Below are 21173 nucleotides of genomic sequence, written 5' to 3' on the forward strand. Positions count from 1 at the left end.
AATTTGGCACCGCATTTGATGATAATTTTGTAAGATTAACTTAAAATTATAAATATCATGAAATTCATTATTAGCCTACTTATTACAGGTGTAGTGATTGCGTTAGCAGCCTACATATCTCCAGGAGTACATGTTGCCAGCTTTCTTTGGGCTATCATAACAGGTCTTGTTATTGGATTTGTTAATGCCACTGTTGGTTCAATTTTAAGGTTGTTCACTTTTCCATTAAATTGGTTAACACTGGGACTAGTTTCTTTTATCATTACCGTACTTATGATATTATTAACTGATTCATTACTCGGATCTAAATTTGATGTTTCCGGTTTCTGGACAGCGGCGCTCTTTGCAATTGTAGTAGCGGTGCTAGAAATGATCATTGGAAAAATGTTTCCTAGCAAAGATTAACATAAAATTCTTTTCAAAATACAAAAAAGCCAATCTTTTTCGATTGGCTTTTTTGTATTTATGATGAAGTCTTTTGTTTTCTTATGATTCTTTAACAAAAGAACTCAATTAGCATCCCACCATACTCTATTGGTTAAAACTCCATTATCACCCTGGCTTACCACATTTTGGTTATTCGTATTGATTTCTGTTTCAGGATACATAAACCGCAATGGATACCCATTAGGCACTGGAGAAGACACAGAGTTAGGGAAGTTAGGGTATCCGAGTCTTCTAAAATCATTCCATGACTGAATGTTATTAATATTATTTAGAGCTAACCATTTCTGTGTGATAATACGCTCAATCTTATTCGTTGCAGTCGCATAGTTCACATTAGTCTGGTTGATATAAGATTGTACATTATAATTATTAACATTGAACAAATAATTAAATGATGCTTGTATCCCACTTTGATATAATTGACTTGCTATACCTGTTATCCAATCTCTTTCAACTGCTTCTGCTCGCAAGAAATTAGATTCTGCTAATGATATTAAAACAATAGATTGATTGAAAGATTTAATTATTCCTGCTGGTTGGTTCCCATTCTCATTTGGTCCTTTTAAAGACGAAGTATTAACTGCTGCATACTCATCTTTTATCATATTTTCTCCCAAAATAACCCCTTTAAAGTCTCCGTTTATACTCACATAATTTTGAGCCAATCTCGGGTCATTAAATTCTTTATATTTTCCAATAAGATATTGAGTAGGGCGTATATTAGCATAATTAGCTACAGCTACTCCAGAATTATTACGATAGTAGGTTTCGTAGAATGGATTAATCTTAGATGCTGTATTCAAAAAACCTGGGTTTACACTAGCATCTTCTTCTAAAAAGCCAGAACCTTCTTTTGTAATTTTAGCAATTTCCTCTGTAATATAAGATGCTTGACTCGAAACTTCAGACTGTCTTAACAACGCTCTTAATTTCAACGTATTTCCAAATTTTGCCCATTTCGTTTTATTTCCTTTGAATACAACATCATCATTTGCAGGAAGCAAAGAGGCAACTTTAATTTCTTCTATACCTTGAGTAATCAGATCTACAGATTTTTTATATACATCTTTTCCGGACTCATAACTTGGGTGCAAAATCTTAGACCCTTTTAGGGCGTCCTCATAAGGCACATTGTTATAGAAATCAACAAGTATAAAAAAATGGTATCCCATCATAATCTTTGCTATTCCTGAATAAAATTTAGCATCTTCTACTTCCGCCTGTTCTAATATTTCTTTATAATAAAACAAATTATTATAAGTCGATTCCCAAACAGCCAATCCATCACGAGTATCTCTAATTCCTGGGCCATTATATATCTTGAGAGCTCCAAAAGAATTAATTCCTTCATTTGAAGTACCCCAATATCCTCCCCAAAGACCTCCGATTTGGTTTAACTGAGTAGCTTCATATGCCGCTGATGTCACCAGTGCTGCAGGAAGTTTAGCATTCAAACTTAAATTTTCCTTTATTGGGGAATTCGGGTTAACATTTACATCTAAAAAATCTTTGCAAGAAGTCAATGTGAAAAATGCAAAACCCATTAATCCTATTTTTCTAATATTGTATTTCATTACGGTATTTTTAAAAAGTCATATTAATATTGAAGCCCATTGACCTTGACGTTGGGATCTGTCTGAAACTCGCATAACCATCCGTTTGATTGTACAGTGCTTCGGGATCACCAATTTTATTGGAAGAATGTCTAATAATGAACAAATTATTGCCAACAAAACCGATGCTTGCTTTTTTAAACAATTTCTGTCCTGCCAAAAACTTTGCAGGCAATTCATACCCAACATAAAGTTCTCTTAATTTTAAAAAGTCTGCTTTTGCAGCAGTAGTTGTCTGAATATTTCCATAAGCGGTCCACCAAGCTTTGTCTCCTTTAGAATATACATCGGTATTCTCTACAACGCTTCCATCCGTAAGTCGAACCATCGAATTTGGCATAATAAACGGTTGTCTATCATATTTCACAGTCTCAATATGTGTTCCTGCGGCATACATTCTTGGAAATACTTCTGAGTACATCCAGCTTCCTAATCTTGAGTCTATTTGAAAACCTAATGTAAAGGACTGATAGGAGAGTTTTGTTGAAAAACCAAAAAGGTATGGAGGAACCATTGTACCCAATACAACTTCTTCTTCTGAAGGAATAACATTACCATCTTTATCTAGTACTATTTTACCTCCTTCTTTTAAGAAATCTGTCATTCTAAGCGTCGGATATTGATGATCTTTAAGCGCATAAGCCTGTCTAAAGATGTTAAATTCATCTCCTGCAAATAGGTCTTTAGCTTTAGTGTCTGTATAACTGAAGTTAAAACCCAAATCCAACTTCACTTTATCATTTTTAATTACAGTTCCATTGATCATAACTTCGAGCGTTTTATTGATCATCCGTCCTGCATTAACTATTGTAGAGTTAAATCCCGTTGCACTTGATATCCCGGCATTAAAAATCTGTCCATCAGAATCTGAATGTGCATAAGCAATATCTGTACTCAATCTATTATTAAAGAATCCCAGCTGAAGACCTACCTCATAAGATTTTACAAATTCTGGCTTAATTAATAAATTGGGTTCTGATAGAGAGGGTGTAAATCCAACCAAACTTCCATACGGAAATCCTGCTGTCTGACTATATGTTAAATTTAATCTGTAAGGATCCAATGTAACATTCCCGGTCTTATTATAAGATGAATAAACACGTCCATAATTTAATACGCTGTTATTTTTCAGACTTTCAATTGCATCTGTAAATACAAAGGAAGAACTTATACCTGGCGAGAAGTAACTATTATTATTGGGGTCTAACACAGAAACTTTATCATTTCTACCAGTCAAAGTCAAAAACAAATAATTTTTATAACCTGCAGTAAACTCTCCATATGTAGCCAATGATCGGTATTTTGTTATTGTAGAGCCTCCTGTCAACTCTCCTGTTCTAGATCCTTGATTAAAAATATCTTCAAATAATAAGTTTGATGCACTTACATTTATTTGTTTTCCTTCATCCATTCTGATATTTTGACCTACTAGTAATTTAGTAGTGAAATCACCAAAATCCTTATGGAAATTTAAAATCAAGTCATTATTAAATCTTGTAAATCCGGAATGAGTATCATTAACAGATCCATTGATATTCCTTGTTGCTACGCTAGATGTTAATTTCCGATTTGTTATACGACCTGGCTCAGATTGGAAATAAAGGCCTGTTCTATAAGTCGCATCAAACCAATCTGCAAATTCATAATTAAACTCTAATTTTGAATTTAAGGTATGTTGATCGGATGTATTTCTGTTGTTATCAGCCATGAAGATTGGGTTTCTCGTACTTGCAACAGGATTATACCAATTTAAAGGATGATTTGGAGAACTTGGATTTTGCCAATTTCTAGCGTCCTTATAGTCAATATTTGCTGGCTGAGTATAAACAGAAAGCCAAGGTCCGTCGCTCGTAGTATTGTTCTTGAAAAAAACATAGTTTACATTAAATGAAGTATTTAGTTTGTTAAAACGACGAGAACCGTTAAATCGGGCTCCAGTACGACTTGATTTATCTCCTGGAATAATTCCTTTAATACGAACATCCTGTAAGGACATAAAATATGAGCTTTCAGTATCTCCACCCGAAAACGATATGTCGTTTTGGGTCGTTATACCTGTATCAAAAAATCCTAAACGATTATCTTTACTTGGAGCTTCATATCGCTTAGTCGGTTGTACACCATTGATTGGAAGACCAAAGTCTCTCTCTTCTCCATTAAACTTATCACCCCAAGATTCATTAGCTACTGGACTGTAAATCCCATTCTGTCCTTGTCCAAATTCCACTTGTGCCGGAGGTAATAAAAATACATTAGAAAAAGTTGTGCTATTGCTAAAATTAATTTGACCTCGATCTGATTTTCCAGATTTTGTCGTGATCATAATAGCACCATTTACACCTTCAGAGCCATAAAGTGCCGCAGCATTTGCACCCTTAAGAACAGTAATATCTTGTATATCATTTGGGTTAACACGTGTTATATCTGGTAAAGGAACTCCATCTACAACATATAAAGGATCATTTTTAGATCTGTTTAAAGACCGTGTACCTCTTAATCTGATCTGAATTCCTGGATCAGTTTTACCAGTTGTTAAATCTGTTGCATTGATACGCAACCCGGCAACTTTACTAGACAAAGCAAGTAATGGGTTTACAACTTTACCTAGATTAAGCTCTTCATTACTGACAGACTGAGCAGAAGTACCAAGCTCTCTGGACTGTCTTTTAATACCAAGTGCTCCTGTCACAACTACTTCTGAGAGTTGTTTGTTATCTTTTGCTAGGTAAATAACACGATCTGACCAATCTTTATCAATAAAAATTTCGGTCGGCAAATATCCTAAGTGGGAAACAATTAATTTTTGTCCCTGATGTGCCTGAATCCTAAAGCTACCTTGGGAACCTGTTATCACACTTCCTGAACGTTCATTCCCTTTTACAGAAACAGAAACGCCCCTAATAGGCTCGTCACTTTCGTGTTCTAAAACACGTCCAGCTAATGTAACATGAGTCTGTCCCAACAAATCCAAAGAATATGTGGCCAGCAGCAATAGCAGTAAAATTGAAAAGTAATTTTTTATCATCCTTCACTTTTTAGTTAATACATGTAAAAATTTATATCTTTGTCTTTAGAACCAGTCTAAATAACTGAATGCAAAATTAGATTAATTATAAATAGTGGAGTGACGAGATCCGAAAAACAAGCTTAACAATCCGAAATTAAGTGGCAACTATAATAATAAGCACAATATGAATCAAGAGGATAGAATCATCTCCTTATACAATAACATAGATTATGAAGTAAAGCTTATAGCTTTAAATGATGAATTTTCTCGTCTCAAAATTGATGACAACAGTTCGGTTCTCATTATTTCTATGGCTAAAACCAGCACTATAATTTTGGACCAACAAGAGATTGAGCTTAAAGAAAAACATTCTTGCTTTTATTATTCACAAGGTTTAGATCTCTTTCTGATCGCAAAAAATGAGAAAGCAAAAATTTGTATACTGACATTTAAGGCTGGGTTTCTGAAGCACAGTGAAATTGAACTTGGTAATCAAGAAAAGATAGAAAAACTCTTTCAATCTTCATCAACATTGAGATGTTTTCGTGTTCCATCCATTCATAGTAATGCTCTAGGTCTTATTCATACTCAACTTCCAGAGTCTCTCCTATCTACATTCTATAAAGGGACATCTCTAAACATATTCTGCAAATTGGTCGCCTACTTAGAATTATCTACAAAAACAGAAAGTACAAGATTGAGAGATATTGATATGGAAAAGATAAAGACCGCTAAAGGATTGATCGAGTCCAATTTGAGTCAGAATTTCACGATCTCTCAATTGGCCAGAATTGTCGGAACTAATGAACAATACCTCAAAAAACATTTTAAGCAATTTTACGGAATGACAGTATTCAATTTTATAGTTGATTGTAAAATGAATAAGGCGAAACTGATGCTTAAAGAAAAAGATGTCAAGGTAAGCTCAATTAGTCAGCAGTTGGGTTATAGACATGCGACTCATTTTACTACAGCTTTTAAGAAATTTTTTGGATATACACCCAATGCATTAAGATATTTATTTGCAGTTTTCATAGACAATTATCTCGCAATTAAAGATATTGCGATGATTTATATTTAATTCAAAATTGTGGAAACACTATAGAATACAATACTATTATCTCCTTAGATGCCATAATTCTAATAGCCAGTAATAGAACAAAAAAGGCTCTCCTAAAACGGAGAGCCTTTTATTAGTTATTTAATATAATTAGAATTCCCATCTTACGAAAGCTTCGATTGCCTCGTAATTAGCTAATCCCAATTGATCATATAATTCTGCAGTTTCGCTGGTACGATCTTCTGCACGTACCCAGAATTCACGAGGATCATCTCCAGGGAAAACTGGAAGATCTTTCTGTGATTGGTGCTTAAAGATAGCCAAACGCTTGCGGTACACCTCTTGTGGCGATAATGGAACAGCCATTTCAATTTCATGAATTGGGTATTCATGCCAAGCTCCACGGTACAACCATAACCAACAATCTTTAGTCCACTCATCAGTCGCTTTTAAACGTCTTAATGCTTCAAACAAAATATCAAAACATACTTTGTGTGTTCCATGTGGATCCGCAAAATCACCAGCGGCAAATACCTGATGTGGCTTTACCTGACGTAATAATTCCATTGTTTGCTGGATATCATCTTCGAAAGAAACATCTTTTGAGAATTTCTGTCTATCGTAAAAAGGTAAGTCTTGGAAATGGATATTTGTATCTGGTAAACCTACAAAACGAGCGCCAGCAATAGCCTCTCCTTTACGGATTAATGCTTTGATCTTACGAACAATCTCTGTATCGATCTGGTTTGGTTTTTTAGTTTCAAAAATCTCACGGCTTTCTTTATACAACGTTGAAATTTTTGATGCATCAATTCCCATCTCTTTTGCAAAATCTTCTGCAAATTCTAAATAGCGGATAACATCATCATCCCAAACAGCTGTATTACCACACGTTTGATAAGCAACATGTACATCATGTCCTTGATCTGCTAAACGAATAAATGTACCACCCATAGAGATTACATCATCATCAGGGTGCGGAGAGAATACAATTGAAGTTTTCTTAGCCGGATTAGCACGCTCAGGTCTTTGTGAATCATCAACATTTGGTTTACCACCTGGCCAGCCAGTAATGGTATGTTGCAATTCATTAAAAATACGGATATTGATATTGTAAGCAGGACCTGATTGGGTTACCAACTTAGCCATACCATGATTATTATAATCTTCTTCTGTCAGTTTCAGAATAGGCTTCTTAATTTCCAAAGACAACCAAACAACTGCTTTTTTAATTAAAACAGGTGTCCATTCAATATCTTCAGCCAACCAAGGCAAATCGAATCTTGTTAATAACGAAGCTGATTCTGTGTCTAAAATGAATTCTACATTATCAGACAGTTGCAAATAAGTTGCTGGAATCTCTGATGAGATTTCACCTTCTACAGCTTTCTTAATGATTTCAGCTTTATTACCACTCCAGGCCATCAAAATGATCTCCCGAGCTTTAAAAATAGTACCGACACCCATCGTAATTGCTTTACGAGGTACATTTTCTTTACCACCAAAATCACGAGAAGCATCACGACGTGTCAAATCATCTAATGTGACAACACGTGTACCCGAATTAGGAGCAGATCCCGGCTCATTGAAACCGATATGACCTGTACGACCAATTCCTAAAATTTGAATATCTAAACCACCTAAGTCAGTAATTTTTTGCTCATAAGCTTCACAAGCGGCATTGATCGCGTCTACTGCTAATGTTCCATCAGGAATATTAACGTTTGCTCTTTCAATATCAACATGATCAAATAGATTCTTATTCATGAATGTCACATAACTCTGTGCGGCATCTGGCTGCATCGGATAATATTCATCCAAGTTAAACGTGATGACATTTTTGAAACTTAAACCTTCTTCTTTATGTAAACGGATTAATTCAGCGTAAACTTTAACGGGTGTTGCACCAGTAGCAAGACCTAAAATTGCATTTTCGCCATTCTCTTGCTTTTTGCGAATGATGTCCGCAATACGCTTTGCAACAACTTTGGAAGCTGTGCTTGGATCAGGATACACACTTACAGGAACTTTTTCAAAGCGTGTTTCTTCCAATAAATTTAATCTAGCCATTATTAGAATTAGTATTGATAGGGTGAATTACAAATTTATAAAATATTGTAGCTTATTCACCATATTTTATAAGATTTTAAATCGTTTATAGCAAAAATGCAAATGCACACGATTGCTAAAACGTTTATTTGAAGTATTATCTAATATTATTAAGTAAATCAATGGCTTGAATGAGCGTTTCAGATCTTTTAGCAAAACAAATCCGCAAAATATACTGATTTGGATCTGCCGTATAGAACGCTGAAATCGGAATTAATCCGATCTTATTTTCGACGATCATACGTTCAGCAAATAAGAGGTCCTGTTCCTCCGAAATTGAACTGTAATCAACATTCAAAAAATAAGTACCGTTGCTCGGTAATACGGTAAATTTGGAAGATGATATTCCAGCAATCAGGAAGTTTCTCTTCTGTTCAAAGAAATCTCCTAAACCTAAATAACTTTGTGAATCTTCCAGATACTTGGCAATAGCCATTTGAACTGCACCATTGACACTAAAGACATTGTATTGATGGATCTTTCGAAATTCTCTCGTTAATTCAAGGGGTGCTATACAGTATCCCACCTTCCAGCCAGTTACATGCAGTAGTTTTCCAAAAGATGCAATGACAAAGCTTCTTTGCCTTAGAAAGGGATGCGCTAATAAAGAATAGGGCTTTCTGCCATCATATACGAGGTGTTCATACACTTCGTCGCTCAATACAAATACTTGTGACGACGCTACGATCTGAGCTAATGCTTCGATATCATCCAGTTCCAGTTGTCGACCAGTTGGATTATTAGGGTTGTTAATAATAATCAGTTTAGTTCTGGCATTCACTAGACTTTTGACATAATCCCAGTCAATAGTAAAATCAGGTGCCAAAAGAACAACAGGTATAACCTTTCCTCCAAATAATTCAACAGTTGGGGCATAACAGTCATATGCTGGTTCAAATATAATGACCTCATCATCTTTATGAACAACTGTAGCTATAGCAGTGAAAATAGCTTGAGTCCCTCCCGCTGTTACAGTAATTTCATCCTGAACGTCTACCTCTATCTGATGGGTATTCATAACTTTCAAGGCTATTTTTTCACGTAAGGGTAAGGCTCCCGGCATTAATGCGTATTGATTAAACCCATCGTTCATATAATCCTTTACAAGAGTGATTAAATGTGGATCAGTATCATAATCAGGAAAACCCTGTGCCAGGTTTAGTGCACCATACTGTTGCGCGAGCGCAGACATTTTACTGAAAATTGTTGTTCCCACACGTGGAAGCTTAGATTGAAAGGTTGAATTCATTATAGTCAGAATAAACAAATGCTAAGATAATATTTTGGAATAGTTCACAATCAATTGCACAAATTAATGTACAACAAATATAATCTACAAAAGCAATAGATTATATTTTTTTATAATCTAAATGTTCAAAATAATCCTAAGAAAATTTTGAGACACGAACCTATCCGACTGATAGGAACAACAGATCATCGTCAGATAAGATTTTAAAGTTTGCGAAAGCTATTCCAATGGATAATTCCTTTACGTCATTCAAATGGGTACATCGTATGTCATACCCAACATAATACTATCTGAGCAATGTATTCTGTAAGTTTTTAAGCCAGTTGTAGCAACTAAAATTTACCTGTACAGTGTGGTAGGAAAGCTGATGATTCTTATTGGGATAGTAATCATTAGAATAATCCATTTCAACTAAAAAATCATTTGTAAAGGCATATCCACAACCAATTGTTAACCTATTGCTTCCAAACCTTGGATACTCAAAAACGTCCGCGGCCGTCTGGGTAAAAACTTCTTCAGATGCCACGAGATAAACTGATCCTTTTGCAATCTCTGTTGCATTTAGTGTTTTTGTCAATTTCACCTGACTTCTTACCCTGAAACTTTCATCAAATCCCTGTTCAATCCTTCTATCAAGATGATCTTCTATCCTAAGCCGCCCTGATAATGTAAATGGCGTCTTTTTAAAATAATAAATCCCTTGCACTGCAGACCTGATTTCCGGAAGTCCATCCTGCCCCATAAGCTTAATCTCCGGATTATGGTTATAACCAGTAAATACCGAAAGCTTAAACTTTGAAAGCGAGTAATGAAGCCAGACCCTGGCATATAATTGGGCATTGGAGTGAAAAGGATCATCATCTCCTGAAAGGCTAGTCCATACCTGTCCAATATTTATTTCATTACTCCACTTTCCCTTTATTGGTGTCACAAATTGAAAATCGTTCCAAAACTGATTATAACTTTTAGTTTGGCCGTAAACAGCGACTGGCAATGTAATTATATGGAACATAACCCAAACAAATAGTAATCTCATCATATAAGCCATTGCATTTTTGATAAACCTATTAAAGCTTTCAAGAGCTATGCGGTGCAGGCTTTTATTTATCTTTGACTTTAAAATATTTACATCACAATCCGCTGCACATTCACCGGATCGCTGTCTATAATGGAATACATATATGTTTTTTATAAATAAGCAAGGTAACATAATACGGTGCAGAATTTGATAGATTAAGGTTCTAATTAGTGAAAGCAAATATATAGAATTGCTAAACAATGTTTAATTAAATTAAACATTGTTTGTATATAAATTTAGTTACAAACGCTTCCAGATTATTAAAACACCAGCAACCTCACCATCAATAAATTAACTGACAGCCTTTATAAGCAACGCATTAGGCAAAAAGTATTTAGCTCGTAAAGAACGTTTTTCCGAAAATATCTTACTAAAAATTTAATCATATGGGTTACTGACTATGAAAATTCAGCAATGGCTATGGCAACATTTGGATAGCTAAGCAATCAATTGTAAAAAGAATGTATAAAAAACAAATATAATCTACCTAAATGATAGATTATATTATATTTGTAATCAAAACGCTCAAATAATGATGAAAAAATTTTTTATATACTTCTTATTTTGCTTACCCCTAATAGTGGTCGCACAGAAGAAAGAGTTAACTAAAGAGGATTATATCGCTCGTGTAAAAGCCAATCCAGATTCTATTTCTACATTGGTAGATTTAAGAAGAGTTGGTGGCTATACGCCAGAATATCAAGAATTACAAAGCTTATACAACACCTTAGGCAAAAACGTTAAAAATTCACAAGAAGGTCAGGAATTTAAAACTTATCTTGAAGCACTTTCGAAAGTCGAAATCGGAAAACAAGCTCCCGAGTTTACGCAAAATGATACCACGGGAAATCCTATTAAATTAACCGATTTCAGAGGGAAGTTTGTGCTACTAGATTTTTGGGCTTCATGGTGTCCTGATTGTCGGGTGCAAAGTCCTGACTTAGTCAAAACCTATGCGACCTTTAAAGATAAAAACTTCGAAATATTAGGAATTTCTTTTGATAGAGACAGAAACTCTTGGATAAAGGCCATTCATACCGATAAGTTACATTGGAAACATGTTTCGGACCTAAAGCGTTGGCAAAATGATGTGGGAACATTATACGGCGTCAAAGCTATCCCACAAAATGTGCTGATTGATCCTTCTGGAAAAATCATAGCCAGAAATATACATGGTGAGGAGTTGAATAAGAAACTGAAAGAAGTATTAAAATAAATAGAAAAGGGAGCGATTAATAGTCGTTCCCTTTTCTATTTATAGCTCATGTTAACCAAAAAGAGCTCGGAATACATCCTCAAGAGTTGCAACCGGACGAATAGCGATATTATACTTTTTAGGATCTAACCCCTTTGTATTAAACTTAGAAATAAAGATTCCTTCAAAACCTAATTTCTCAGCTTCAGCGATGCGCTGCTCGATTCGATTTACAGCACGAATTTCTCCAGAAAGCCCGACCTCACCAGCAAAAGTGATGTTTGTTTTTACAGCAATATCCTGTTGTGACGAAATAATAGCGACGATGACTGCTAGATCTATAGCAGGATCTTCCACTCTTAGTCCACCTGCAATATTTAAGAAGACATCTTGTGCACTCAATCTGAAACCAAAACGTTTCTCCAAGACAGCAAGTAACATACTTAATCTTTTAGTATCAAATCCAGTGGATGTACGTTGTGGATTTCCAAAAGCAGAATTACTAACCAAGGCCTGCACCTCAATCATCATAGGACGTGCTCCCTCCAGCATTGCTGCGATAGACACCCCACTAACCGGAGCATCGCGTTGCGAAATCATAATTTCAGAGGGATTGGAAACCTCTCTCAGACCTGAACCCTGCATTTCATAGATACCCAGCTCTGAGGCCGAACCAAACCGATTCTTCACAGCTCTCAAGATACGATAAACGTGATGCCGATCGCCCTCAAACTGTAAAACAGTATCGACCATATGCTCTAAAACTTTAGGTCCAGCAATAGATCCATCTTTAGTAATGTGACCAACAATTAAAACTGGAGTACTCGTTTCTTTGGCAAACCGCAACAACTCTGCTGTACATTCCCGAACCTGAGACACGGAACCCGGCGCAGATTCTATCTGCGACGAATGCAGGGTCTGAATGGAATCGATAACGATTACATTGGGTTGCACAACTTCTATCTGTTTAAAAATATTTTGTGTAGACGTTTCTGTTAAGATATAACAATTCGCATTAGATGATTGCGACAACCGTTCCGCCCGCATTTTAATCTGTTGCTCACTCTCTTCTCCTGAAATATACAGCGTCTTTACCTGCGGAATGGATAATGCCAGTTGCAACATGAGCGTAGATTTCCCAATACCCGGTTCTCCACCGATTAAAACCAAAGAACCTGGAACAATCCCTCCCCCCAAGACACGGTTAAACTCCTGATCGGGTGTCAGGATACGTGATTCATCCTGATAGACGATTTCATGAATAACAGCCGCTTTATTTGCGCGCTTGGGTGACGATGTTACCGATGTACTGCGCCATTCAGGGACTTTAGATCCTGATTTCTCTACCACTTCTTCTACGAGAGAATTCCATTGCTTACATGAAGGACATTGCCCAAGCCATTTTGCGGATTCAAATCCACAACTTTGACAGAAATATGCTGATTTTGTCTTTGCCATTGTACGAATTTACCACTTTTTAAACGGCAACATTTAGGTTATTAAAAAATCTTACAATATTTTGTAACAAGAATCAGAAGTTATCGACTTATCGAATATGAATTTGGAACAGGAGTTTATTATCCTTTTAGAAAAAAATCAAAATATCGTACATAAAATCTGTAAAATATATACGGATCAAGAGGATATGCATAAAGATCTTTTTCAAGAAATAACGATTCAGCTTTGGCATTCTTATCCTAAATTCCGAGGCGAGGCAAAATTTAGCACCTGGGCATATCGAATTGGGCTAAATACAGCGATATCCCTATTTAGAAACAAAAAAAGGACTTTACCAATTATTCCCTGGGACCAAAATTTAGAAAAAATATCATACGAGGAATACGATCCAGAAAAAGATGATCAGCTCAAATATTTATATGAGGCGATACACCATTTGAATGATATTGAAAAAGCACTCATATACCTTTATCTGGAAGATAGGGATTACACAGAAATCGCTGAGACACTTGGCATCAGCGAAGTGAATGCTCGCGTTAAAATGAACAGAACAAAAACAAAATTGAAAGAGATTTTAAAAAAGAAAGGAGCTTTGTAATGGATGAGTTAGATCAATTTAAAAAACAGTGGAAGGAAAACGAAAATTTCATGAAACTCAATCAATCTGAGATCAAAGCTATTCTTCATAAAAGCTCTAAATCGATTGTTAAATGGATATTTATTATAAGTCTTATTGAGCTGACTTTAGGCATTGTCATATCTCTACTATTGCCCGAATCAGATCGAGAGCACTTAGCATTCTTTAATTTTATAGGCTATGCTTCAGATGTCGTATTTTATAGTGGAATAGCTTATTTCATTTATAACTTTTTTAAATCCTATATCTCGATATCAAGTACAAGCAATACCAAGAATTTATTAGTCAACATCATGATGACTAGAAAACATGTTGAAAAATACATAAAATTCAATATTTATTTTATTATCTACTCCTTTTTGATAGCCTTTATAGAATTAACAATAAGTAGAATGGATGTAAGTACAAAATGGGGAGCTAATTTCTTTATGACCATTGTCTTTGCTGTTTGCATAACTTTAGTTGCCTATTTCTTTATTTCCATATTTAAATTTTACTATAAAATCGTTTACAGAAGATTGCTCAAAAAATTGAATCATAACTACGAAGAGTTAACACGCTTAGAAGAGGAATCTTAGAAAAAAGAAATCTATTATTACCTTTACAAACTATGCAGCAGACTATTATTTTCTATCTTGTATTCGTTAATCTTCTTACTTTTTTACTTTTTTATCTTGATAAACGAAAAGCGGTAAATAAAGCCAATAGAATCTCGGAGAAAACACTGCTAAGCTTTTGTGCCATTGGGGGTAGTTTAGGAGGGTTTCTTGGCATGCAGCTATTTCGCCATAAAACTAAAAAGAGAAGCTTTCTGCTTCCCTTTTTTATTATTGTTATTCTACAGGTAGGGGGTGTCTATGGATATGCTAATTATCATCATTTGATCTAGTTTTCATTTTCTTTTAGTATTCTTAAAAAGTTTAATCCCATAAGCTTTTCAAGGTCCGACTGATCATAGCCCCTTTTCAGTAAAGCCTTTGTCAAATTCGGTAATTTACTTACATCTTCTAATCCTCGAGGGGTTGACTCTATACCGTCATAGTCAGATCCGATGGCAACATGATCAATACCAATTTTTTGCACCAGATAATCAATATGATCCAAAAGTAAAGACAAAGGCACATCTGCAATATGTTTATTTTCCACAGACAATATCCCATATTGATCAGAAGCAGAGAGGGTATAATCGCCTTGAAGACCAAATTGCTTCTTGTACAATTTTTTGACACGCTTTTCATAATTTTTATCCAGAAAACCAGAGTAAAAATTAACACCTACCACTCCCCCATTTTTCTTCAGAGCTTCCAACTGGGCATCTTTTAAATTTCGGAAATGAGGAGTTAATTTGTAAGCATTACTGTGCGACACCAGTACCGGTTTGGTCGCGACATCCAATACATCATAAAAAGTCTTTTCACCAACATGTGATAGATCTACCATCATGCCCAGTTTATTCATTTTTCTAACAACATCCTTACCTAAGGATGATAAACCCTTACCATCCTGTGATGTCGTTTTGAACTCTTGAGCGGCCGCAGTAGCCCAAGATAAATTATAATTCCAAGTGAGCGTCATGTACCGGGCCCCTCGATGATAAAGAGCTTCTAAATAATCAATATTAGCCTCTATCATATTTCCGCCTTCTATACCGATAAGCGCTGCTACTTTTTCATTTTTTGTAATACGCTCAATGTCATCACTATTTTTAGCAAGCTCAATCTTATCGGGGTTTCTGTTCAGCACTTTTTCAAGAGCATCAATTTGATCATTAGCATGTTTAAATGCTCCCGATTTCCATTTTTTATCATCCGACCATACCGCAAAAACCTGTACATCGATACCACCTTCAATCAATCTTGGAATATCAGTGTGGTTTACCGTTAACCGCTGACTGATATCAAGACCGGGTAAGACCGATGTAATAATCACATCATTATGGCCGTCAACAACGATCATCTTTCGATGAATAGTTTCATAATCCTGTGCCTTCACAATTTCAATCCCTGATAACACGATTGCCAATGGTAAAATGTAATTTTTCATAAGAACTATTTTTTACCTGCTGCTATGGCTTCATAAATAGCGTCTTGAATCCTGCTTCTGATATTGAGGTTAAATAATTTAGTCGAAACCTGAGGGTGAACACGATTTGACAGAAATATATAAACCAGCTGATTAGCAGGATCAATCCAAATACAAGTACCTGTATAGCCCGTATGTCCATAAACAGTTGCATTTGAAAGTTTTGACGGATACTCATTTTTCAGATTCGGATCCCAACGGTCAAAACCTAAACCTCTCCGACTTGTTAAGGATTGTTTTGATGTGAACAGATCCACTGTCTTTGCCTCAAAATAACGTTCTCCGCCATATTCACCTCTATTTAATAGCAGCTGTCCGTAAATTGCCAAATCATTTGCAGTAGCAAATAGACCAGCATGCCCCGCCACTCCGCCGGCCATTGCCGCTCCTTGATCATGAACATATCCCTCCAAAAGCACTTTTCTAAAAGAAGTATCCTGCTCCGTCGGAATAATGTCCTGTTTTGCAAAACGATCCCTTGGGTTATAACCAGCTGTCTTCATACCTAATGGGCGATAGAAATTATCCTGCACATACTTTTGCATCGGTATAGCAGTTTGATGCTCCGCAACCTCTTTCATCACGTACATACTGATATCACTATATACATAATTTCCTACAGGTTTCACCTCTGAATGTAACATCTCAGGCCACATGACATCCCGGTAATAATTATTGACCAGATAACAGCTATCAGCCACTTTTACATGATGAGTCGGTGAATCATAAGATTGTAAATCGCCAGGTTTCAAATTTCTATAAAAAGGAATAAAAGACGTAAATCCGGCTTCATGTAACATCACACTCTTTAATCGGATATCCTTTTTATTTGTAGCCTTAGCTTGCCAAAGGTAGTCCCCGATAGGCTTATCTAAGTCAACAATTCCCTGTTCGGTCAAACGCATAATTACAGGAGTAGTACCTGCAATTTTACTTACTGAAGCCAAGTCAAAGATATTATGAATAGTTGTTGGTTCTTTTTTACTATAAGTATGATATCCGTAGCCTTTTTCAAATATTACCTGACCATTCTTAATGACCATGACCACAGCACCAGGTGTTGCCTTTTCAGCGATTGCTTCCGTTGCTATTTCATCAATTTTTTTACTTAATCGATCGATGTTGATCTCATCATTCGCGTGCACTCCATATTGGATACGAGTCTGACTAGTCGCTTCACCCATACCTTTCATAAAACTGCTGGAATAAGTTTTCTGTAGTTTATTAAAAGCAGATAGCCCCCCGAAAATTGTCATAGCTGCATTATTCTGCGTTTCGCGAGAAAAATGATCATTCCACAAAATTGGGACTTTCACATTATTCAGCAAAGACAATACATCCCCCTTTCCAAACACAGCAAGAATAATCTTCTTATTATTCATTTTTGCTTGAACAAGCTGTTCTATAAATGGAAATGTTAATGCTTCAGCATTAACAGCCACTATAACAAGGTTACTATATTTAATTTGTTCATCAAAACTCCCCAAACCTGCATAAGTTACAGCAGCATAACGGGATATCTGATCATTAAAATCACGGAATAAGCTAGAATCCTGTGTACAAACAGTAATCGTATACTTGTCCAATTTACCTAAAGGAAGTACAGCATCGATATTATTAAAAAGAACGGTTTCATTTTTAATAGTCGATTTATATTGCGCATTTACAAGATTCATTTGGAGAAATCCTACTGCAAAAATCCCTGCAATTAGAAGTTTTATTCTACTTATCATCATCTGTTTAAAAAGGGTTTATATGTAAATGTACAAATAAAAGAAATACAATCATGCACAAAAACGCATGATCAAAATATTTACATTTAATAATCTTATCTTTGATATATGCCGGAGGTAGTAGAAAATAGAACCATTTTTTCATTGTTAGAAGTAACGCGTAGCATCCAAAAAACTATTGCTGAGCGTTATAAGAGTTTGTATTGGATCAAAGCAGAAATGAATAAACTCAATCATTACTCTCATTCTGGACACTGCTACCCGGAGCTTGTCGAAAAGACAGAAGGAAAGATTGTGGCCGAGATCCGATCCATTTTATGGAAAGCAGACTACCAAAGAATCAACACGCAGTTTCTCAAAATTGCGCAGGAACCTTTGCGAGAAGGAATTACCATATTATTTCAAGCTAGTATTTCTTATGATCCGATGTATGGTTTAAGTTTACGAATTGTCGATATCGATCCCACTTTCACTTTAGGAGAACTAGAAAAAGAAAGAATAAATAGTATCAATAAACTAAAAGAAGATGGGATTTTTGATTTAAATAGAAATCTACCTTTTCCCACTTTACCCAAGCGGCTAGCAATTATTTCTGTCGAAACTAGTAAGGGTTTATCCGATTTCTATAAAATTATCAATCAAAACCCTTGGGGATATAAAATAGAACAAACCCTTTATCCCGCCTTATTACAGGGGGACAAGTCCGTTCCGTCAATCATCAAACAATTATCAGTCATTGCAGAGCGCTCCGATGCTTACGATGCGGTTGCCATTATTCGTGGTGGCGGAGGGGAAGTTGGCCTTTCCAGCTACAATAACTATCTATTGGCTAAAGCGATTGCAATCTTTCCACTTCCCGTTTTAACTGGCATCGGTCATTCTACCAATCTAACTGTGAGCGAGATGGTTGCTTATAAAAACGCCATCACACCAAGTGAATTAGCTGATTTTCTAATTCAGAAATTTCATAATTTCGCCATTCCTTTAGATCAACTGACAACGCGGATACTGCAAAACACCACAACGATTTTTAAAGGTGAAAATGAAAAATTAAAATCGCTTGCATCAGATATTAAATGGTCTTCACAGCGATCAATTCAGCAATCGAAAGTCGATTTAAACTCATTTGAAAAGGATTTAAAAATAAATATTGCCTACATCTTCCGTCAAAAATTTACCTCCCTGGATCATCTTGAAAAAATGATCCAATTGGCAGATCCAGTCAGACTTCTAAAAAAAGGATATTCCATTACACAGGTGAATGGAGAACTTCTTGTATCAGTCGATCAGATTAAAGATAACGATATATTGACAACGCAGGTTTGGGATGGTGAGATTATCAGTGTAACTCAAAAAATTAACAAAAATGGAAAATAAATATACATATACCGACGCATTTGCAGAATTAGAAAAAATCGTCCAGGAAATTGAAACAGGTAATACAAATATTGATGCGCTTTCCGAAAAAATTAAAAGAGCATCAATATTGATTCAAATTTGTAGAGCACAGTTAACATCCACTGAAGAAGAGGTCAATCTTTTATTAAAGAACCTGACCCCTATCGAAAATGAAGAAGAATAACTAGTGTTTCAATAAGCGATGATAATGATTATCGAGATGTTTTCGCATCCCATCTTTAAAGGAGGAAACATCTCCTTCTTTCAGCAATACAATCAATTGCTTATGCGAAATAAAATCATTGGAAAAAAATTGTTGATTCAATAAACCACCATCGTGTACGTATTGAAAAATTGGCAGTAACAACTCTTGGAATTCCATGAGCATCTTATTGCCTGAAATCTTATACAGCTTTCCATGAAAAGCGACTTCTTCGTGTATAAGGAATGATCGTCCATCACTATTTCCCATTTCCATTTCAACAATTTCTTCCAGCTCAGCAATATCAGCTACCGTTACTCTGTCAAAAATTAATTCCGCCATTCCGACCTCCAAAGCGAGGCGCATTTCAAAAATATCTTTCAACGTATCATCATCCAGCATAGCCGGATGAAAAACTTTTTTTAAAGGAGTCAATAAATTAGGATTCGTCAAAACCGCTCCCTTATTTTTTCGTGACTCAATTAACCCCATCATACGTAACCGTAAAAGAGCCTCTCTAATAACAGTTCTAGATACACCAAAACTTTCAGAAAGCTCCAATTCCTTTGGCAATGACTCTCCAATCTGAATATTACGAGCTCTAATTAAATCAATAATATGATTTTCTACTTTGTCTACTAAACTTGATGTATCTACGGTCTCAAATTTCTCTAACATCGGACTTTTTGTTATAATTTATCACCTTTTATCTTGGTATGTACAAATGTTACATTTTTTTTTATCATTTACTTGCTATAGTAGAGATAAAAGAATAATTTTAAACTTTATAATGTATGACATAATGCTAATTTATATCACTAAGCAGAATAGCACCTGTTGCTAACAACGTAAATAGAACCAATAAAGTGTGTACACTTTCAAAAAAGTTTAAATACATTGTTAACTAAGTCAGTAGAATATGTCAAACAAATAATAAAAGGAAATAATTTAAAGACCAATTATAAAAAAATATTTACACTCATGAATAATCACAAATTACAGGGCTTAATTGCGGCGCCTTTTACACCAATGCTGACAAATGGAGAAATAAACCTTGAAGCCATCCCTGCTTATTATCAATTTCTGAAACAAAATCAGGTAGCTGGTGCATTTATCTGTGGGTCAACGGGCGAAGGTGTTTCATTAACCTTTGATGAAAGAGTAGCTATTATGCAAGCTTGGGCAGATGCAACTGCCGGTGATAAAGAGTTTAAAGTACTTACACTAGTAGGTGGAACAAATATAAGAGAATGTTGTTTACTTGCCACAAAAGCTGAACAGATCGGTTTGTTTGGCATTTCATTTACTTCACCTTTCTATTTTAAACCTGCCAATGTAGAACAGTTAGCGAAATGTTGTGAGGAAATTGCATCGGCTGCGCCTAAAACAGCATTCTATTACTATCATATTCCAGTATTAACAGGAGGAAATTTTGCAATGATCGATTTACTGAAAGCAATTGATGGTAAAATTCCCAATTTTGTAGGAATAAAATATACACATGAGGACTTTATGGATTATCTCTCATGTCTAAATTTTGCCAATCGCAAATATGATATGCTATGGGGCAGAGATGAAAACATGTTATCAGCACTAGTCCTTGGTGCCAAAGGAGCTGTGGGAAGCACCTATAATTATGCTGCTCCTCTTTATCGAGCATTAATTGATGCATTTGATCAGGGAGATTTTGAAAAAGCAAATGCCTTACAGCAACAGTCAATTGATATGATCACTTTATTAGGAAAGTATGGTGGTATTGCTGTCGGAAAATCTTACATGAAACTCATAGGTTTAGATTGTGGAGCGTTTAGATTACCTGTCCGCAATATGACAGAAAAAGATTTTGAAAGATTTAAAGCCGATGTTGCATCGCTAAATTTTTCAAGTTTCAAATCAACTTTATAA

Annotated in this window: 18 protein-coding genes; 9 read left to right on the top strand and 9 right to left on the bottom strand. The window is 35.5% G+C overall.

The genetic code is table 11. The annotated features are described in order from the left end of the window. The first annotated feature begins 57 nt into the window (after window positions 1–57). Window positions 58–405, top strand: a complete 348-nt coding sequence (locus JAZ75_RS06070; RefSeq protein ID WP_021190846.1) for a phage holin family protein — start codon at window positions 58–60, stop codon at window positions 403–405. 104 nt (window positions 406–509) lie between these two features. Here JAZ75_RS06070 and JAZ75_RS06075 read toward each other — a convergent pair whose 3' ends face one another. Continuing rightward, entirely contained in the window at window positions 510–2021 is a 1512-nt protein-coding gene (locus JAZ75_RS06075; RefSeq protein ID WP_208700639.1) for a SusD/RagB family nutrient-binding outer membrane lipoprotein, read from the bottom strand. 10 nt (window positions 2022–2031) lie between these two features. Next, entirely contained in the window at window positions 2032–5085 is a 3054-nt protein-coding gene (locus JAZ75_RS06080) for a SusC/RagA family TonB-linked outer membrane protein (protein WP_208700641.1), read from the bottom strand. A 166-nt stretch (window positions 5086–5251) separates the two neighbouring features. On the opposite strand from JAZ75_RS06080, the gene JAZ75_RS06085 reads away from it, so the two are divergent. Then, complete coding sequence (locus tag JAZ75_RS06085; protein ID WP_208700643.1) at window positions 5252–6148, top strand: helix-turn-helix domain-containing protein; 897 nt, start codon at window positions 5252–5254, stop codon at window positions 6146–6148. Window positions 6149–6277: 129 nt separating this feature from the next. Here JAZ75_RS06085 and nagB read toward each other — a convergent pair whose 3' ends face one another. The 3 genes from nagB to JAZ75_RS06100 all read right to left on the bottom strand — a co-directional run bounded on the left by nagB (window position 6278) and on the right by JAZ75_RS06100 (window position 10524). After that, complete coding sequence (gene nagB, locus JAZ75_RS06090; protein WP_208700645.1) at window positions 6278–8197, bottom strand: glucosamine-6-phosphate deaminase; 1920 nt, start codon at window positions 8195–8197, stop codon at window positions 6278–6280. Between the two features lie 136 nt (window positions 8198–8333). Then, a complete protein-coding gene (locus JAZ75_RS06095) occupies window positions 8334–9485 on the bottom strand; it encodes a methionine aminotransferase (RefSeq protein ID WP_208700647.1) in 1152 nt (383 codons plus the stop codon). A gap of 286 nt (window positions 9486–9771) precedes the next feature. Further along, entirely contained in the window at window positions 9772–10524 is a 753-nt protein-coding gene (locus JAZ75_RS06100; protein ID WP_208700649.1) for a DUF2490 domain-containing protein, read from the bottom strand. A gap of 571 nt (window positions 10525–11095) precedes the next feature. Between JAZ75_RS06100 and JAZ75_RS06105 the strand changes: the two genes are divergently transcribed. Continuing rightward, the gene (locus tag JAZ75_RS06105; RefSeq protein ID WP_232789368.1) at window positions 11096–11779 is read left to right on the top strand and encodes a peroxiredoxin family protein; all 684 of its coding nucleotides are present in this window, start codon (window positions 11096–11098) and stop codon (window positions 11777–11779) included. Window positions 11780–11830: 51 nt separating this feature from the next. On the opposite strand, the gene radA is transcribed toward JAZ75_RS06105, so the two are convergent. Beyond that, on the bottom strand, window positions 11831–13216 hold the full coding sequence (gene radA, locus JAZ75_RS06110) for a DNA repair protein RadA (protein ID WP_132771694.1): 1386 nt from the start codon (window positions 13214–13216) through the stop codon (window positions 11831–11833). 97 nt (window positions 13217–13313) lie between these two features. On the opposite strand from radA, the gene JAZ75_RS06115 reads away from it, so the two are divergent. The 3 genes from JAZ75_RS06115 to JAZ75_RS06125 are packed head-to-tail and all read left to right on the top strand — an operon-like array spanning window position 13314 to window position 14742. Then, a complete protein-coding gene (locus JAZ75_RS06115) occupies window positions 13314–13814 on the top strand; it encodes an RNA polymerase sigma factor (RefSeq protein WP_132771695.1) in 501 nt (166 codons plus the stop codon). Beyond that, the gene (locus JAZ75_RS06120) at window positions 13814–14431 is read left to right on the top strand and encodes a hypothetical protein (protein ID WP_132771696.1); all 618 of its coding nucleotides are present in this window, start codon (window positions 13814–13816) and stop codon (window positions 14429–14431) included. The genes JAZ75_RS06115 and JAZ75_RS06120 overlap by 1 nt, the downstream gene beginning before the upstream one ends. 32 nt (window positions 14432–14463) lie before the next feature. Next, window positions 14464–14742, top strand: coding sequence for a DUF1294 domain-containing protein (locus JAZ75_RS06125; RefSeq protein ID WP_208700651.1), 279 nt, complete (start codon window positions 14464–14466; stop codon window positions 14740–14742). Here the strand turns inward: JAZ75_RS06125 and JAZ75_RS06130 are convergent. Then, the gene (locus JAZ75_RS06130) at window positions 14739–15896 is read right to left on the bottom strand and encodes a dipeptidase (RefSeq protein ID WP_208700653.1); all 1158 of its coding nucleotides are present in this window, start codon (window positions 15894–15896) and stop codon (window positions 14739–14741) included. The genes JAZ75_RS06125 and JAZ75_RS06130 overlap by 4 nt on opposite strands. A 5-nt stretch (window positions 15897–15901) precedes the next feature. Next, window positions 15902–17671 carry a serine hydrolase domain-containing protein gene (locus tag JAZ75_RS06135; RefSeq protein WP_232789369.1) on the bottom strand — a complete coding sequence of 590 codons (1770 nt, stop codon included), beginning with the start codon at window positions 17669–17671 and terminating at the stop codon, window positions 15902–15904. 105 nt (window positions 17672–17776) lie between these two features. Here JAZ75_RS06135 and xseA point away from each other — a divergent pair, with 105 nt between their 5' ends. After that, a complete protein-coding gene (xseA, locus tag JAZ75_RS06140) occupies window positions 17777–19045 on the top strand; it encodes an exodeoxyribonuclease VII large subunit (protein WP_208700655.1) in 1269 nt (422 codons plus the stop codon). Continuing rightward, the gene (gene xseB, locus JAZ75_RS06145; protein ID WP_208700657.1) at window positions 19035–19250 is read left to right on the top strand and encodes an exodeoxyribonuclease VII small subunit; all 216 of its coding nucleotides are present in this window, start codon (window positions 19035–19037) and stop codon (window positions 19248–19250) included. Before xseA ends, xseB begins: the two co-directional genes overlap by 11 nt. Here the strand turns inward: xseB and JAZ75_RS06150 are convergent, their stop codons facing one another. Further along, window positions 19251–19946, bottom strand: a complete 696-nt coding sequence (locus JAZ75_RS06150) for a FadR/GntR family transcriptional regulator (protein WP_208700659.1) — start codon at window positions 19944–19946, stop codon at window positions 19251–19253. A gap of 303 nt (window positions 19947–20249) precedes the next feature. Here JAZ75_RS06150 and JAZ75_RS06155 point away from each other — a divergent pair, with 303 nt between their 5' ends. Then, window positions 20250–21173, top strand: a complete 924-nt coding sequence (locus tag JAZ75_RS06155) for a dihydrodipicolinate synthase family protein (RefSeq protein WP_208700661.1) — start codon at window positions 20250–20252, stop codon at window positions 21171–21173.

It is taken from the genome of Sphingobacterium sp. UDSM-2020, assembly GCF_016132525.1.
GTDB classification, from domain to species: Bacteria; Bacteroidota; Bacteroidia; order Sphingobacteriales; family Sphingobacteriaceae; genus Sphingobacterium; species Sphingobacterium anhuiense.

Coding starts and splice junctions, on each gene's coding strand:
- JAZ75_RS06070 (WP_021190846.1), top strand. CDS start 58: ATGAAATTCATTATTAGCCTACTTATTACAGGTGTAGTGATTGCGTTA.
- xseA (WP_208700655.1), top strand. CDS start 17,777: ATGCCGGAGGTAGTAGAAAATAGAACCATTTTTTCATTGTTAGAAGTA.
- nagB (WP_208700645.1), bottom strand. CDS start 8,197: ATGGCTAGATTAAATTTATTGGAAGAAACACGCTTTGAAAAAGTTCCT.
- xseB (WP_208700657.1), top strand. CDS start 19,035: ATGGAAAATAAATATACATATACCGACGCATTTGCAGAATTAGAAAAA.
- JAZ75_RS06135 (WP_232789369.1), bottom strand. CDS start 17,671: ATGATGATAAGTAGAATAAAACTTCTAATTGCAGGGATTTTTGCAGTA.
- JAZ75_RS06130 (WP_208700653.1), bottom strand. CDS start 15,896: ATGAAAAATTACATTTTACCATTGGCAATCGTGTTATCAGGGATTGAA.
- JAZ75_RS06080 (WP_208700641.1), bottom strand. CDS start 5,085: ATGATAAAAAATTACTTTTCAATTTTACTGCTATTGCTGCTGGCCACA.
- JAZ75_RS06150 (WP_208700659.1), bottom strand. CDS start 19,946: ATGTTAGAGAAATTTGAGACCGTAGATACATCAAGTTTAGTAGACAAA.
- radA (WP_132771694.1), bottom strand. CDS start 13,216: ATGGCAAAGACAAAATCAGCATATTTCTGTCAAAGTTGTGGATTTGAA.
- JAZ75_RS06085 (WP_208700643.1), top strand. CDS start 5,252: ATGAATCAAGAGGATAGAATCATCTCCTTATACAATAACATAGATTAT.
- JAZ75_RS06100 (WP_208700649.1), bottom strand. CDS start 10,524: ATGATGAGATTACTATTTGTTTGGGTTATGTTCCATATAATTACATTG.
- JAZ75_RS06075 (WP_208700639.1), bottom strand. CDS start 2,021: ATGAAATACAATATTAGAAAAATAGGATTAATGGGTTTTGCATTTTTC.
- JAZ75_RS06125 (WP_208700651.1), top strand. CDS start 14,464: ATGCAGCAGACTATTATTTTCTATCTTGTATTCGTTAATCTTCTTACT.
- JAZ75_RS06155 (WP_208700661.1), top strand. CDS start 20,250: ATGAATAATCACAAATTACAGGGCTTAATTGCGGCGCCTTTTACACCA.
- JAZ75_RS06120 (WP_132771696.1), top strand. CDS start 13,814: ATGGATGAGTTAGATCAATTTAAAAAACAGTGGAAGGAAAACGAAAAT.
- JAZ75_RS06115 (WP_132771695.1), top strand. CDS start 13,314: ATGAATTTGGAACAGGAGTTTATTATCCTTTTAGAAAAAAATCAAAAT.
- JAZ75_RS06095 (WP_208700647.1), bottom strand. CDS start 9,485: ATGAATTCAACCTTTCAATCTAAGCTTCCACGTGTGGGAACAACAATT.
- JAZ75_RS06105 (WP_232789368.1), top strand. CDS start 11,096: ATGATGAAAAAATTTTTTATATACTTCTTATTTTGCTTACCCCTAATA.